This is a genomic window from uncultured Roseivirga sp., from assembly GCF_963973945.1.
In the GTDB taxonomy this organism is placed as follows: Bacteria; Bacteroidota; Bacteroidia; order Cytophagales; family Cyclobacteriaceae; genus Roseivirga.
Genome location: NZ_CAXBBV010000005.1, coordinates 186,970 through 201,536 on the forward strand (window position 1 = coordinate 186,970; position 14,567 = coordinate 201,536).

The window sequence follows — 14,567 nt, forward strand, 5'->3', positions numbered from 1 at the left end:
TTTTTTATGCGCCTTGCTGAATAAGTGAGATTATAGCTTTGGCTTTCACCATACATTCCTCATACTCTTTTTCGGGAATGGAATCGTAAGTAATGGCACTTCCTGCTTGAAAAGAATAGGTTTTTGAAGAACAGTTTAAAAAGAGACTGCGGATTAATACATTGAAATCGAAATCGCCATTGGGGCTGATGTATCCGGCAGCACCAGAAAAAGCACCACGCTTTGTATTTTCATATTGCTCAATCAGTTCCATCACTTTTATCTTTGGCGCACCCGTCATACTGCCCATAGGGAAGGCGTTTTTGATGACTTCGAAAGCGCTAACATCTTCATGCTTTTCTGAAACAATGGTGGAGATCATTTGATGCACCTGCTGAAACGAATAAATACCGAAAATCTCTTCTACTTTAACACTTCCTATTTTAGATGAACGTGCCAAATCATTTCGGACTAAATCTACGATCATCATATTCTCAGCCAATTCCTTTTCGTCAGAACAAAGCTCTTTTCTTAATGCCTCATCTTCAGCTGTTGATTTCCCTCTGGGGCGAGTGCCTTTAATCGGTTGCGAAACAATTTTATTACCTTCTTTCTTCATAAACCTTTCTGGCGAAGAAGAAAGAATATAATGTTCATGATGTTTTTGAAAACATGAAAAGGGGCTAGGAGAGAGTTTGTTAAGGTCTGAATAAAGTTGAATTGGGTTAACGTTTTCTATTTCACCGTGAAACTCCTGACAGAAATTGATTTCGTAGCAATCTCCATCTTCAATATGCTGACGCAGCTTTTCAATAATGCCTATATATTCTGCTTTATTAATGCTGGCTTGCGGTTGGCTCAGTTTACTTTGAGTTAAATGGCTTTCGGTTTTGTCTATTTGTTCTAGAACATCTTCTTCCGACCAAATTTCAATTTCGTTTCCCTTAAAAAATAAAAGGTGTTGAGGTTCAAAAAAGGAGATTTCAGGAAACAGGACATGGTCCGCATTATTACTTGATAGCTTTTCAGTATCGTTTTTTAGGTCGTAGCCCAAATAGCCAAACAGCCACTTGTTTTGATGGAAGGCAGAGAGCGCCTCAAAACGATCCTTTTCATTCGGTGAAAAAATACGCTTAACACCAACTGCCAGTATTTCATCGAAGCCTTGATAAGGGTAAGAAATTCCGTTGGATTGAAAATAAGCACAATGCGAAAAGCCATTCGCCCAGTGCAGGGCTTTTTCTAAGAACAGCGGTTTGTTATTGATGAAGGTATTTTTCAATGCGTTTTACTAAAGCGATGCAAAGTTAGTAAAGCAATGAGCATAAAAAAGGGAGTCAAAGACTCCCTCATTATTCTATCTCAGTTTTCTTAAAGTGCTGGCTTTGTTCCTGCCTCAAGCTCAAAGCCTACATTTACAGTGTTGTAAAGAAATTTATCTTTGGCTTTGTCTACAGCCGAAGCTTCATCACCGTAAGTTAAATTCCATTCTGTTCTGTCAATGTTAAAGTTGGCAATAGCTTTAACTACACCATCGGTAATGCTTACAGAAGCAGGGAAAGTAATGTTTTTTGTAGTTCCTCTCATGGTTAAGTTGCCAGAAATAAAGTGAGTAGGATTTTCTACCATTACTTCGCTTAAAGTAGCTGGAGTAAATTCAGTTTCGAATTCTTCTTTGTCAGCCTCTAAATTCTCGGCCACATAAGCTGTAGCACCAGTTAATTCAAAAGTAGCTTCAGGGTAAGTCGCTTCGTCAAAGAAGTCTGGGCTCATTAAATGAGTTTCTAAATCTGTTGCTCCTTTAGAACCAGCCATATCTATATTCTTCAAAGAACTAATGTCGATAGTGAAATTTCCACTTACAATTTGATTGTCACTTAAGCCAATTTCGCCTGCGGTTAATTTGATGGTACCATTGTGTTTACCTGCTGGTTTCGAGCCAATCCAAGTAATTACACTGCTTTCCGTATTAATGGCAAGAGCTGTTGCGCTTTCTGAAGAAGCCACAGCCTTTGCATCAGATGTTTCAACTGTTTTTTCCTTTGGCCCACAAGCTGCTACAAATAAAACTGCGGCTACAATTGCCAAGGTTGATTTCAAAGTTTTCATTTAGTTTAATTAATTATTGTTAATTGCTTTTCAAGATGTAATAGGTAATCGATTTACTACCCATTTTGTTTATCAGATGCAAAACTACATCTTGAAAATTAAAGTTCAATGTACGTACATATAAATTTGTTCAATGGCAGTAATTAAAGCGGTAAAGGGTGTAATCCCTGTTTTTGGAGAAAAATGTTTTTTAGCAGACAACGCCACTGTGGTAGGCGATGTGCATATGGGTAATAATTGTAGTGTGTGGTTTAATGCCGTAGTAAGGGGCGATGTATGCCGAATTGAAGTTGGAGATAATTGTAATATTCAGGATGGCGCGGTAATTCATGGTACGCTAAACATGTCTAAAACCATTATGGGCAAAAATGTAAGTATTGGTCATAACGCCATTGTGCATGGCTGCATTATAGAAGATAATGTACTCATAGGTATGGGCGCCATAGTAATGGACAATGCGGTCATCGGTTCGGGCTCTATGGTTGCGGCAGGGGCTGTGGTATTGGCTAACACCGTAATAGAGCCCAATTCACTTTATGCAGGAACACCAGCTAAAAAAATCAAAGAAATAGATTCTCGATTGAGAATGGTGATTGACAAAACACCTGAAAATTACATTATGTATAGTGGTTGGATCGAAGACCTTCCAAACCCTTGATCATTCATTTATTCCTGTTACATTTTCAAAAAATAAATTATCTTGAAGTATGATTTCTCTTCCATCAAAGGGTGAATACAGCCCTTTCTATCAAACCTATATTAGCCAATTAGAAGGCAAAAATATACTAGAGCGCATTAACGAACAGAAGGCAGAAATTGCTGCACTTTTTAATTCCATTTCAGAAGAAAAATCAAACACAGCTTATGCTGAAGGTAAATGGACAATTAAAGAGGTTTTGAACCATATCAATGATGTAGAGCGTATTTTCACATACCGTGCATTGGCCATTGCTAGGGGTGACAAACAACCGCTTCCGGGTATGGACCAAGACTCATATCAAGTAGCAGCTACTAATACCTCTCGTTCGTTGCGAAGCTATGTAGCTGAGTTTGAAGCCATCCGTTCTGCTTCCATCTTCCTTTTCGAAAACTTAAGAGAAGAAGAAATTATGCAAGAAGGAACGGCCAGTGGCAATAAAGTAACAGTTAGAGCACTTGCTGCTATGACAGTAGGACATGCGGCCCATCATATTCAAATCATCAAAGAAAGATATCTATAATGTTTATCATCGACCCCAACTTCAATTACCCTAAAGAAACAGAATCCAGAGTATTGATCCGCTTTCAGGATTGTGATCCATTGCGTCATCTGAACAACGCCAAATACTTCGATTACTTTTTTAATGCTAGGGAAGATCAAGTACCAAAGATTTATGGGGTTGAAATGCGTGAAATTATTAAGTCTTTCGATGCCGTTTGGGTGGTGTATAACCATCATATAGCCTACCTAAAACCTGCGAACATGGCAGAATGGGTTAGAATAGTTAGCAGAGTGATTTGGTACAACAATAACACTTTGGTGGTAGAGTACTGTATGTTCGATGATTCTAAAAGCTATTTAAAAACTCTAATGTGGACCACCTTTAAATATGTAGGTATGAATACCAGCAGAACGGTGGAACATTCAGAAGAAGTAGAGGCTTATTTGAAGGCAATATTGTACACAGGGGTGGAATATCACCCGGCTAAATTCGATGAACGTGTTTATCATGTTAAAAATGAGACACGTTCAATCTTTTGATTTCTCGAAATAGAAGATTAAATTATTAAAGATTCGGACTGGCTATTATCTTGCCGCCACAAAACAACTGTTAATATATTAGTACCGTAGCCATGGAAAATCAAGGGTTTGATCCAAAGGAAATCGAAAAGTTTAAGGCCAAAATTAAGGCGTCAGGAAAATCATATGTTGTGATCGAGTCGGAAGATAATTCTGATGATTACATGAATTTCCATTTTGTCGGAGATTTTGATGGCAAAGAAGTGGTGTTCGATGTAGCACTCTACACTTTGAAAATTCAACACGCTAGTGAGATTTACGAAATGGCAGAACACGAAGCCGCTAAGAAATTTCCTGAATACCAAGCCATTGCTTACGAAGAAGACGAAAATGGAGACATTGCTCCATTGGGCGATTTGGAAGAAGAAATTGGGCTATATATGGCCGAAGTGATGGAAGAGTTGGAAGAAGAGGATGCTGTTAAAGTTCAAGAACATGTAGACATTGATGAGAACATTGACTTTGGTGTGGGCTTAGATGTAGGTTTGAATGTAGACAAAATTACTCCTGAAGTGATTGAGAAGTTTATCAAAGATTTCACTAACGATACATTAGAACTTGATCCAACTTACTTCTCTTTCCAAATGGAAGGTGATGATGACGAAGAATAAAAATTGATCTATTTAACGATAAAAAATCCCTAACGGTCATTGATTCGACTTTTAGGGATTTTTCCTTTTATCACCTTTGTGTTAAACATTCAACTTCAATATTCACTTTCTGATTTATGTTGAAAATAGCTTGGAGAGATATTTATGCTCACGTTTTGCCAGCTAACCATCGTTTCCCGATGGAAAAATACACTCTGCTGCCCGAACAACTTTTGTATGAAGGTACCATTTCTGAAAGCAATCTTTTCGCTCCTGAACTGTTGAATGAAACCAGAATAGTAAGAACCCACAAAGCTGACTATTGGGATAACCTGAAAACCCTTTCTTTATCAAGAAAGGAAGAACGAAAAACAGGCTTTCCGCTTTCTGCTGCTTTGGTAGAGAGGGAACGCGTAATTATGGAAGGCTCGGTAATGGCCGCTCGTTTTGCGGTAGAGGATGGAATTGCCATGAACATGGCAGGAGGTACGCATCATTCATTTACCGACAGGGGTGAGGGCTTTTGTTTGCTGAATGACATTGCCATTGCTGCTCACGATTTGCTCGATAATGGGTTGGCCACACAAATTTTGGTAGTGGATTTAGATGTGCATCAGGGCAATGGAACGGCTCAAATATTTGAGAACGAACCTAGGGTTTTTACTTTCAGTATGCACGGGGCTGCCAACTATCCGCTACACAAAGAAAAATCGGATTTAGATGTTGGGCTTAAAGATGGAACGGATGATAATACCTATTTAAGCTTGTTGGATGCTAATCTGAAAGCTTTAATCGATACAGTTCAACCTGATTTTGTGTTCTTTCAATCGGGAGTTGATGTTTTGGCAACCGACAAGCTAGGGCGCTTAGGAATGACCTTGCAAGGCTGTAAACAGCGCGATAGAATTGTACTTGAAACCTGCAAGCAAAACGACATTCCTATAATGGCCTGCATGGGTGGTGGCTACTCCGAAAAAGTAGCACATATTGTTGAAGCCCACTCCAATACCTTTCGATTGGCCCAAGAGATTTTTTTCTAGAGCAAGAATAGACTGTGATATTAGTCATAGGTTCGGAGAACCTTCAAGAGTAATTTTAGACTATAGAATATTGTCCAAGTCTTGTCTTTCAATAATGGTCATGATTTCTACCACGCCATCATTTATTCTGTAGTAAATACTATCCGAACCACAAACGCATCGTCTATAACCTGGCCTTATAAAATCAACTGATTCAAAGGAAAGTGGACGTTCGGTTATCAAATCAAAATATTTGAAGAATGTATCGAAGTATTTACCAGCTTGGCTAATGCCAAACCTATTTACACCATATTGATGAATTCTAATCAAATCATCTTTGGCTATATTACATAACTTGTAATTAGCCATTAAGCAATGACTTTGATTCGGCTAGTATCTGGGCTTTACTATCATTTGTGAATCCGCTTTTCTCGGCTTTTTCCAATTTCGCAGCAATCCAATCAATTTGCTTTTGTTGCTTTCTGGCCTGTCTAATTAAATCGTTTATAAGCTCACTTTTGCTAGCGTACTCTTTACTATCCACTTGGGTTTTTAGCCACTCATCATTGGGTTCTGTCAGTGAAATACTTTGCCTTGCCATAAGAATTTTTTTGATTCGAATTTACATCAAATACGCACCAATATCAATGGTGTTATAGTTACAAATAGTAGCAGTAAGTTCACTTCATAGCTAAAAGTAACAATGCTAAAGCTGGCTCACTTTAAACACTTTATAGGTTTTTTCGCTTTCTGAGCTTGCTTCCTTTAAAGGAAAATGAATACCTTCTTCGGTTACAAAGGCGCTAGTTAAGGTGACTTGATTTATCGGGTAACAAACCGAATCAGTCTTTCTCCATCTTTTATTTAATTTACATAAGTGTTTTCATTTAAGATAAGAGATATGATTCAGAGTAACTTTTGATTTGATCAATTGTTTTATGTATCAATTTGATGTGATTATAATTATGTATTTATTTTTGCACTTAATTTTTTTGTTTATCTTTAAAAGAACAAAAAACTATATATTATGAGAAAAGTTTATCAATTAACCAAAATCGCTTTGTTTGTTTTTATACTTAGCTTTGTAAACTCAACATCGGTCAGCAAAGAAATCAAAAAAAATGAACCAATTAGTTACGAGTATTTATCATTAGATGATCAAAATCCAATACCAGGACAATGTGGGCTTGTATTTTGTGGTATGGCATTCACTTGTGATTGGTCTGGAGATTGCCCAATTTATGAGGATAACTCCGTGCCTGGTCAGTTAACAGTGACGTGGGTATGTGGAGAAGATATTCGTGTGTATACATGTCAACAACAATAAGTGGACTCCCTCATTGTAGGCCATAGATGCCTTTTTCGTTTCACATTGATTAGTGTTTTCATTTTGTTCCTAATCCCTTCTTGTTATAAAACAAGCTCAAGCTCTGAAATTATAGCAGAGAAAATTAAGGAAATAAATGAATATCTACCTGGTTATTATGTAGTTAAAGTCACTGATATTATTGAACTTGATGGTGAAATATTTATTTTAGATGGAGGCCTTTCGCAATTAATTAGAAGTGATCATTTCTTGGAAGAAATTAAGATTTATGGAAAAAGAGGGTATGAATCAAGCGAAATGATGAGTCCTGAAATACTAGTCCATGATGAAAAATCTGATTTATTGTATATTTATGACCGGGATAAAAGGAACCTTATGTCTTTTGATACTGAAAGAGAGGTTTTTGAATCAGAGATATCATTGGGTATAGTCTTATATAATCGTCCTATAATAAAAAATTCAATTCTGCTTTTTACGAACTTATTGACAGATAGTACTAATTTTATTAATAGATATGATTTAAATAAAAAAGAGCACTTGCCAAAAAAGAAATTACCTAACGATTATATTAGATCATATTTTGGATATAATATCATTGAAAGTAATAATAAATTTACCACAATTAATGGGTATGGGGCTCCATTCATTGATACCTTCAATGAGGGTTGGGAGTTGACTAATTCTGTAAGTCTTGCAAACTATCCGTTAATTGCTAGAGGGTTGGCAATCGAATCGAATAAATTTGTAGTTAAGAATTTAGAAGGAGTCCCTTCGGGTGTTAAGGCTATTATTTCAGAACGGGCAGAAGTCAAGTGTGTTAAGATGTATAATGATATACTCTATTTGTTGGTTCTAACGAGGGATGGGGCTTCTACGGAATTGAAAAGTAATTCAATAATGAAATTTAAAAATCATGATGGGGACTGGCAATCACACGGAGTAATTAGCCTTCCTGAATATGGTTATTACCAAACCTTTGCCATATTTGAGAATGGCGAAAAACTATTAACATTCGAAAAAAACAATGGGGTAATTGAGTTGTTTAATATCGATTAGAAATCTTAAATTGAATAAATAATTTATCTTGTTTTGTTATGAATAATTTACTGGTAAATATAATAACAACAAATATTTTTCACAAAATGGAATAAGTTAAATTTCCTCAGTTTTATAATTATAGAAATAGATGTGTCGGTTAGGCCGATTCAAGAAGGTGTAATAACCGACACCATCAACCACTACATATTGTGCTTGAATTCCATCCACAGAAGTTTCGTCATCCAGCATAAAGACTTTGTCTTCTAGCTGGGTCAGTTCGTAACTTACTTTTCCTGCCTCTGATTCATTATTTGATGAAGTACCGCAGGCGGTTACAATAAGTAGAAAAGTTAGAAGGAGAGGAGTGACCGTTGTTTTCATGATTTGACCTTTTGCTATACAATTTATGAGATTTATCTCATTCTGAGTATGGTTAATGAAAAAAGGTGAGGTTGTTAGCTTTGGAGTTTAGGGAATGACTTCGCATTCATTTTTGCAACAGATATATTTTGACCAGAGAAGCTTGCTGCCTAGTCATCCCCGTAGGGATCTTTTCCCGAAATACAAAAGCTTTAGCTCATCCTTTTGACAAAGAGGGGGGCTGAAAATCGTACTGTTAGAAATGGGGACAGAGTTCTTTGGGGGCATATTGAGTCACAGGTTCGGAGAACCTGCGACAGTAGGTTTGTCTTCAGGGAACAAATCATAATAGTATTCTAATAGCATTTCACCTAAATCTGAGAGGTAATAGTTAAATGTGATTTCTCCGCCCTTAAATTCGGGATCATGCACATAATACTGCTCAACCTTTTCTATTGGATTTTGTTCGGAAGGTTCTTGATACAATAAACCTAAACTTATCAATGGGTAATAACTTCCTTCATGAATTTCTTTTCCCTTTCTTTTTTCGAATTGTGTAACAAGAATTAAATCGTCAAGGTATGCATCCTGAATTAATTTAGTTAGCCTTAAAAAGTCTTCAGTATATTTTATTTTCCCTAATGCTTTTAGCCGACATAACCTTCCATATACTCTACATTTCTTAGTGGTCTCTAAGCGATCGATTGCCATTAATATCTTTTCAACACCACTTTCATCTTCATCGTTTAAATCATATGCAAGATCAACTCGTTGTTTCCAATTGATGTCTCCGATTTCTAAGAGAACTTTCATTGCTTTTTTAATGAAAATCCTATCTGAATATGAAGTGTATATGCTCCTAGCTGCAACCAAGTATTTTAGGATTGGTATTTCTTTAAGAGTATCACTTGAAATTTCATTATCAAGAACCTGTTCAACTAAATTAATTGAAATGTCCTTCAATTCATCTGATTTTATGATTTCATTAAATTGTTCTTTCATTCGTTGTTAATACATTTTAACAGAAAGTTGCTCAAAACTTCCATAAAAACCTACCGATTTTATCTATCACAAATTGGAGTAATCACACAAAAGCCTCAGTAACCTCTTTAGGAATTCGGGTGGGCTTTAGGGTGTTGGCATCTATCATACACCACCACGAGCTGGACTGCATGAGCAGGTCACCTGTGGTGGCATTGAATACACGTACCAGTCGATTACTTTTTACTCCAGTGTGTTCGTGTACATGGGTTTTGATCTGGATTTGATCGCCCAAAAATGCAGGTTTCTTGTATTCTATAAAATGGTTAATGGCCACCCATTTGTATTGTTCTAGCCACAATGGTTTTGCCGCCTGCGTCCAATGTGCTTCTGAAATATCTTGTACCCATTGCAGATAGCGCACGTTATTCACGTGCTGCATGGCGTCCAAGTCGTCTGAGGTTACTTTAAAAGTGGATTCAAAAATAGCGGGCATAGCAGGTTTTTATAATACTAGATTCTCAAACAAACGCTGGGTGGTTTTCTCTAAATCGTCTGATAAACCCGCATGGGTTTTGGAAACCTGCAAGGCCGAGCTTCGGGTGGAGGTTAACCAACGGAAGCGCTCTGTAATATCAAGTTGCGCTATTTTACCACCTTCTTTATCGCCCAAAGCCACTTTTTCGAAACTCTGTAAATTCAATCGGATCTGATCAATGTCCAGTTCGTCTGAAAGCAAAGCAATTTTTGATTCATTAATCGTCCAAAGCACTTTAATGAATTTAGCTCTTTTGCTAAACACAGCCACCCCCACATTCAGAAACTCTTCACGTTCCAAAATAGGGACCACCCGAATCATCGCATATTCATATAAGTGCTTCTCTTGCATCTTGGGCTTGTTTGGTGAATGTATCGGAATGATTTAAACGCGTAACCAGAAACTCGGAGTAAGCCTCTCTTAACGCTTCGGGGCTTTCATCGGTATCGGGCCATTCGAGCCATGAATCAGGAATTAAGGCTACAATTGCTTGTAATTTCTCAGGCGTCAGCAGTTTTTTGAACGTCTCGTTGGCTTCTTGTAGCAAAGAAGCTTGAGCCAGCAGTACATGCTCTTTCACAAAAGGAAATGGCGATTTGGCGCGTTCTTCAAGGTGCATCCAGGCATGGTGAAATGACAAAGAAGAGCCATGATCGATCAACCACAATTCTTTATTGAACATCAACATATTGGTGTTTTTCACCGTGCGGTCAATATTGGAAATAAAGGAATCGAGCCACACCACTTTCGAAGCGGTTTCCGCATCAATTTGGGTAACCACGGGGTCGAAGGTGATTGCGCCCGAAAGAAAGTGCAACGCAATATTTAAGCCTTGACTTCCTTTCAATAAGTCTTGCACTTCTTCATCACCTTCGGTGCGACCAAAGGCTTCATCCAAATGTGCGAAGACCAATTCGGGAACTCTTAAACCGAGTTCACGGGCGATTTCTCCACCAATCAATTCGGCAATAAGCACCTTGGGGCCATGGCCGTTGCCCCTAAATTTTAATACGTATTTGAAGTCATCGTCCGCCTCGGCCAAAGCGGGTAATGAGCCGCCCTCGCGTAAGGGTTGGATGTATCGGGTTACATTTACAGTTCTTAACATGGCGTGGGAAATCCCCTTTTTAAGCCTTCACTCATGAATATTTCCGAAGGTAAACAAAAATTACTGTTTGAGGATTCAGGGAATGACTTCACATTCGAAACCAGTTAAATTCACTTGTCGACAGATTCTATCCACTTCAATGGATTCACCTTCTGTTCTTAATATTTTATCACAATCTTCAAGATCAAAATTGAACTGATAGGAGGGGAATCCGCTTTTCAAACTTCTAATAATTTGAGCAGCAGACCTTGGGTCGTTCACATTGGTTTTGAAAATTTCAATGGTGGCCATATAATCTGCATTTAGACTTAAGGCATTAATTCTTGCTTACCCATTCTTTTATTAAAGTGATGATCTGTTCTTCTTTGCTTTTTATATCTTCTTTGCTTGAAAAAGTAACCACTGCTCTGTCGTTAGTCGCCCATTTAAACCAATCAGGAGTATCAGAAATAAACCGTGCCGAAGGCTGTTCTTTCTTTTTTGCGCCTTGATGAAAAACAAGTCTGATTGTTTTTTGATTTGGAGGCAAATTGAAGGTAATGCAGTCGTCACCATTGAGCATAAAGCTTGGTGCATTCCATTTAATATGTTCAGTAAGCTCAGGAGCCGAATTGTTGATGATATTTCTCAAATAATCAATTTCGCTCCTTAATGGGTGTTGTGCTTGATCAAGAAAATCAATTACCTGCTGTGAATTGGGTTGCATAACAAATGAGTTGAAAATGTTTTATGACTTGTTTTTGTGTTCTAAGAAGTCTTTCAAACTAATGTTAATGATTTCATCCCAGCCCATTCTGAAGTTACTGATATCCAAATCAGGATTACTTTTCGGAAAGGTGTCTAAGCCAGTATGTGTCAGTTTAAGCAAGATTTGATTGCCTTGTTCAAAAAGTTCGAAGCTGACAAAGGAATTGCCTTCGTAGCCATCGTAACGCCAACTGTAGGTGAGTTTCTTTTCAGGAATAACTTCCGTTACCTCACACAAGTGCAAATACTCTTTTTCGGGTGGGCCTCCTGTAAATTCAAACTTGAAGCCTATTTCTGCTTTAAATTCAGCCAAGTCGAAATACCATTGCTTCATCAGCTCCTTTTGGGTGATTGCTTGCCAAACTTCGGAAATAGAGGCATCAAACAATCTTTCTACTGTTAAATCACTTTTATTCGTCATGTTCATTTGTCATTAAGGGTGTTTGCTTTTTTAATATTGTTTGAACATATCCAAACCCATATTGCGCATAAGGTGATTACAATTCTGCCAAGCCAACCAATGGGGGTTTCATCTGTGATCATACCATTTGTTTTACTTAGGTAATACCCCATTGAACCAATTAAAGCAACTTCAGCAACCCAAAGAATAATGGTTATCCATAAGATTGATTTTTTGTAAGGTCTAAGATTTTCTTGTTTGAAAAACTGATAAGTCAAAAATATAGTAGCCAAGATCATAAGACCTAGTAAACCAGCAGCTCCGGTATGAATTTGCCCACTGGTTGTCATGTTTTCTGCCGGGGTACTTATTGGGTCAGTATCAAAAATACCAGCTAGAAAAACTCCAATAGACGATAGTAGTAATAGTATGCCTCCTATTTTTGTTCCTACTTTTGGGAGTTTCTGAAGAACATAAACACCTAAAGACAAAAATGATAGACCAAGTAAAATAAAGGCGAGTTTCATCAACCAACCAAAATTACCAAGCGAATACTCGCTTATGGGTTGCCAATTTGGATTTACACTGGTGTTTGTGAAATGGAGGAGGGTAAGAAGTACTATAAAACCTATAGCACTGAATTTTGAAAAAGTTAATTGTTTCATTCTTAAAGTAACTTAAGTAGAACATCCAGTCTTTCGTGCGAATCGACCACACCTCTTTCCATACCAGCTTCAATCTGGCCGTCTCTATCCTCTACAGATTTGAAAACAACTTGAATAGACATTTTGCTTCTATTGTTTTGTAAGTCTTCTAGTGTTAAAAACTCCAGAGATACGTGCCCTCTTTCAGGCATCCCTTCATACTCGAAGGTTCTTATAATTCTTTCTGGAGCACTGGCCTCATGTATAGTTCCATTGAAGGCATGGGTGTTTTTATGAGGGTCGGTATGCGAAAACCGCCATGAACCATGAGAACGATTATCTAGCTTATGAACAATCGTGTCCATTTCTTTTGGCCCCATCCATTGAACAAGCAAATTGGGCTCTGAAAATGCTTTATACACTAGCTCTCTAGGAGCGTCAAATTCTCTTGTTATGAAAAGCTCTTGCTTTCCTTTTTCAGCAATGATGTGCGTTTTTGGTGTCATATTCTTTGTTTATATATTCTGTTTTTAGCCTTGTTAATCAGTATTTGCTTTAGTGATTAGGGAAGTATTTAAATATTCCAGATCATGATTCAGTTAATTTCCCTTTGCTAAGAGTTCATCAAGGTTTTCAAGTGCAGCACTAAACCCTTCCTTCATTCCCATTTCGATAATTTTCTCCATGTCCTCTTCTCGTTCAAAACTGATTTCCACTGTCACCTTTGTTTCGTTGTTTTCAGAGGTAAAAGTGTTCTTCCAAGTCATTTGGGGAATGTCGGTGTTTGGAGTGCCTTCTTCATCGCAAAAAGCGTCTATGGCAGTATAGTAATCTTGAGGAACAATGGTTAAGTAATCCAAACGGCACCAGTGTTTGTCGCCTTCAGGGCTTAACATGTGGTAAAGCCAAAAGCCACCTTCTTTAAAATCCAGAGATTTGGTTACGGTTTCGTAAGGGCGAGGAGCCCACCATTGGTCCAGTAGTTCTGCAGTAGTCCAGGCTTTCCAAACCATTTCTTTTGGTGCTTGGAATTGTCGTGTGATGTGAAGCTTTTTGTTCACGGAATCTTTTCGGATTTCTGTTTGATAGAGGTTCATTTTATTAATTTGTTTAAGTTTTCATTTGCTCTGAATTTTACAATGCTGCCAATTAAATCAAGTGGCATTGGCTTGTTTATGGGGAATTGAACGGAGCCTTTTCCTTGTTTATAATGCGCCAGCTCTTTTGCGAATTTGGCATGGCCGGTAGGGGTGGCGTAGAACCCAATATGTTTGCTAAAAGCGGCAAAATAGACCAGTGGTTTACCGTTTAGCTTGTAGGCTGGCATTCCATAGCTAATGGATTCTTCGGCATTTGGAGCCGTTTTTTGAATTACATCTCTTACCTCGATTAAAAGCTCTTGCACTTCCATCGGGAAATCAGAAATGTATGCATCTACTGTGATTGGTTTTTGTGAGTTCATTATTCCTTCTTTTTGCTTTGCATTTCTTTGAGTAAAGTATCCAGCTTATCAAATCTTGCTTCCCACATTTCTCTAAATGGTTCTAGCCAATCTGCTACTTCCATTAGCTTTTTGGGCTGTACTTCGCAGTAGCGTTCACGGCCTTGTTGGTTAATTACCACAATGCCGCATTCGGTCAGTATTTTGATGTGCTGCGATATTGCCGGTCTGCTCATTTCAAAATTCTCTGCTATTGAATTTAGGTTGAGCGATTTTCGCGCAATGAGATTAATGATGTCTCGCCTCGTTGGATCTGCTATTGCCTGAAATACATCTCTTCTCATAATTGCTTTTTATATGTAAGTATTTGCTTACAAATAAAAGCGTAAGTATTCACTTACGCAAATGATTTTAAGGAAAATTTTTAGTATTGAGTTAAAGTCCGAAGTCGGAAAAGGGGAGCTGGAAAATTGATGGAAATTTGATTATTCTTTGCTTCGTCATTC

24 protein-coding genes are annotated in these 14,567 nt (G+C 37.7%); 7 read left to right on the forward strand and 17 right to left on the reverse strand.

The genetic code is table 11. The features are described from left to right. Nucleotides 1-4 precede the first annotated feature (4 nt). Together AAC026_RS10655 and AAC026_RS10660 are read right to left on the reverse strand one after the other, a co-directional pair. Nucleotides 5-1,261, reverse strand: coding sequence for an anthranilate synthase component I family protein (locus AAC026_RS10655; RefSeq protein ID WP_339697696.1), 1,257 nt, complete (start codon nt 1,259-1,261; stop codon nt 5-7). An 89-nt stretch (nt 1,262-1,350) separates the two neighbouring features. Continuing rightward, the gene (locus AAC026_RS10660; RefSeq protein WP_339697697.1) at nt 1,351-2,088 is read right to left on the reverse strand and encodes a YceI family protein; all 738 of its coding nucleotides are present in this window, start codon (nt 2,086-2,088) and stop codon (nt 1,351-1,353) included. A 133-nt stretch (nt 2,089-2,221) separates the two neighbouring features. On the opposite strand from AAC026_RS10660, the gene AAC026_RS10665 reads away from it, so the two are divergent. From AAC026_RS10665 to AAC026_RS10685, 5 genes are all read left to right on the forward strand, one after another. Further along, nucleotides 2,222-2,746 carry a gamma carbonic anhydrase family protein gene (locus AAC026_RS10665; protein WP_339606682.1) on the forward strand — a complete coding sequence of 175 codons (525 nt, stop codon included), beginning with the start codon at nt 2,222-2,224 and terminating at the stop codon, nt 2,744-2,746. Between the two features lie 49 nt (nt 2,747-2,795). Beyond that, nucleotides 2,796-3,308 (forward strand): DinB family protein, encoded by a 513-nt coding sequence (locus AAC026_RS10670; RefSeq protein WP_339697699.1) that lies wholly within the window; start codon nt 2,796-2,798, stop codon nt 3,306-3,308. Beyond that, nucleotides 3,308-3,829, forward strand: coding sequence for an acyl-CoA thioesterase (locus tag AAC026_RS10675; RefSeq protein ID WP_339606680.1), 522 nt, complete (start codon nt 3,308-3,310; stop codon nt 3,827-3,829). The genes AAC026_RS10670 and AAC026_RS10675 overlap by 1 nt, the downstream gene beginning before the upstream one ends. 92 nt (nt 3,830-3,921) lie before the next feature. After that, entirely contained in the window at nt 3,922-4,479 is a 558-nt protein-coding gene (locus tag AAC026_RS10680; protein WP_339606679.1) for a hypothetical protein, read from the forward strand. Between the two features lie 116 nt (nt 4,480-4,595). After that, nucleotides 4,596-5,498, forward strand: coding sequence for a histone deacetylase (locus AAC026_RS10685; RefSeq protein WP_339697701.1), 903 nt, complete (start codon nt 4,596-4,598; stop codon nt 5,496-5,498). Nucleotides 5,499-5,558: 60 nt separating this feature from the next. On the opposite strand, the gene AAC026_RS10690 is transcribed toward AAC026_RS10685, so the two are convergent. Together AAC026_RS10690 and AAC026_RS10695 are read right to left on the reverse strand one after the other, a co-directional pair. Next, entirely contained in the window at nt 5,559-5,846 is a 288-nt protein-coding gene (locus AAC026_RS10690) for a type II toxin-antitoxin system RelE/ParE family toxin (RefSeq protein WP_339697703.1), read from the reverse strand. Then, entirely contained in the window at nt 5,839-6,078 is a 240-nt protein-coding gene (locus AAC026_RS10695; RefSeq protein ID WP_339697705.1) for a type II toxin-antitoxin system ParD family antitoxin, read from the reverse strand. Before AAC026_RS10695 ends, AAC026_RS10690 begins: the two co-directional genes overlap by 8 nt. A gap of 426 nt (nt 6,079-6,504) precedes the next feature. Here AAC026_RS10695 and AAC026_RS10700 point away from each other — a divergent pair, with 426 nt between their 5' ends. Both AAC026_RS10700 and AAC026_RS10705 read left to right on the forward strand, forming a co-directional pair. Beyond that, nucleotides 6,505-6,804: a hypothetical protein gene (locus tag AAC026_RS10700; RefSeq protein ID WP_339697707.1), complete on the forward strand. Its 300-nt coding sequence runs from the start codon at nt 6,505-6,507 to the stop codon at nt 6,802-6,804. Between the two features lie 63 nt (nt 6,805-6,867). Then, complete coding sequence (locus AAC026_RS10705) at nt 6,868-7,860, forward strand: hypothetical protein (RefSeq protein WP_339697709.1); 993 nt, start codon at nt 6,868-6,870, stop codon at nt 7,858-7,860. Between the two features lie 96 nt (nt 7,861-7,956). Here the strand turns inward: AAC026_RS10705 and AAC026_RS10710 are convergent, their stop codons facing one another. The 13 genes from AAC026_RS10710 to AAC026_RS10770 form a co-directional block, all read right to left on the reverse strand. Continuing rightward, nucleotides 7,957-8,223 carry a hypothetical protein gene (locus tag AAC026_RS10710; protein WP_339697712.1) on the reverse strand — a complete coding sequence of 89 codons (267 nt, stop codon included), beginning with the start codon at nt 8,221-8,223 and terminating at the stop codon, nt 7,957-7,959. A gap of 273 nt (nt 8,224-8,496) precedes the next feature. Beyond that, nucleotides 8,497-9,204: a hypothetical protein gene (locus AAC026_RS10715; RefSeq protein ID WP_339697715.1), complete on the reverse strand. Its 708-nt coding sequence runs from the start codon at nt 9,202-9,204 to the stop codon at nt 8,497-8,499. A gap of 82 nt (nt 9,205-9,286) precedes the next feature. Continuing rightward, a complete protein-coding gene (locus tag AAC026_RS10720; RefSeq protein ID WP_339697718.1) occupies nt 9,287-9,679 on the reverse strand; it encodes a thioesterase family protein in 393 nt (130 codons plus the stop codon). Between the two features lie 9 nt (nt 9,680-9,688). Beyond that, nucleotides 9,689-10,072, reverse strand: coding sequence for a DUF3037 domain-containing protein (locus AAC026_RS10725; RefSeq protein WP_339697721.1), 384 nt, complete (start codon nt 10,070-10,072; stop codon nt 9,689-9,691). After that, on the reverse strand, nt 10,050-10,829 hold the full coding sequence (locus AAC026_RS10730; protein ID WP_339697724.1) for a HipA family kinase: 780 nt from the start codon (nt 10,827-10,829) through the stop codon (nt 10,050-10,052). Before AAC026_RS10730 ends, AAC026_RS10725 begins: the two co-directional genes overlap by 23 nt. 75 nt (nt 10,830-10,904) lie before the next feature. After that, a complete protein-coding gene (locus tag AAC026_RS10735; protein WP_339697727.1) occupies nt 10,905-11,120 on the reverse strand; it encodes a hypothetical protein in 216 nt (71 codons plus the stop codon). A gap of 25 nt (nt 11,121-11,145) precedes the next feature. Next, nucleotides 11,146-11,535 carry a DUF1801 domain-containing protein gene (locus AAC026_RS10740; protein WP_339697730.1) on the reverse strand — a complete coding sequence of 130 codons (390 nt, stop codon included), beginning with the start codon at nt 11,533-11,535 and terminating at the stop codon, nt 11,146-11,148. Between the two features lie 21 nt (nt 11,536-11,556). After that, a complete protein-coding gene (locus tag AAC026_RS10745) occupies nt 11,557-11,997 on the reverse strand; it encodes an SRPBCC domain-containing protein (RefSeq protein WP_339697733.1) in 441 nt (146 codons plus the stop codon). A 2-nt stretch (nt 11,998-11,999) separates the two neighbouring features. Further along, entirely contained in the window at nt 12,000-12,641 is a 642-nt protein-coding gene (locus AAC026_RS10750; RefSeq protein WP_339697736.1) for a DUF998 domain-containing protein, read from the reverse strand. Between the two features lie 2 nt (nt 12,642-12,643). Next, entirely contained in the window at nt 12,644-13,126 is a 483-nt protein-coding gene (locus tag AAC026_RS10755; protein ID WP_339697739.1) for an SRPBCC family protein, read from the reverse strand. 93 nt (nt 13,127-13,219) lie between these two features. Continuing rightward, nucleotides 13,220-13,717, reverse strand: coding sequence for an SRPBCC domain-containing protein (locus AAC026_RS10760; RefSeq protein WP_339606666.1), 498 nt, complete (start codon nt 13,715-13,717; stop codon nt 13,220-13,222). Beyond that, nucleotides 13,714-14,082 (reverse strand): DUF1801 domain-containing protein, encoded by a 369-nt coding sequence (locus AAC026_RS10765; protein WP_339697742.1) that lies wholly within the window; start codon nt 14,080-14,082, stop codon nt 13,714-13,716. Before AAC026_RS10765 ends, AAC026_RS10760 begins: the two co-directional genes overlap by 4 nt. Beyond that, nucleotides 14,082-14,405 carry a metalloregulator ArsR/SmtB family transcription factor gene (locus AAC026_RS10770; protein ID WP_339606664.1) on the reverse strand — a complete coding sequence of 108 codons (324 nt, stop codon included), beginning with the start codon at nt 14,403-14,405 and terminating at the stop codon, nt 14,082-14,084. Before AAC026_RS10770 ends, AAC026_RS10765 begins: the two co-directional genes overlap by 1 nt. Nucleotides 14,406-14,567 lie beyond the last annotated feature (162 nt).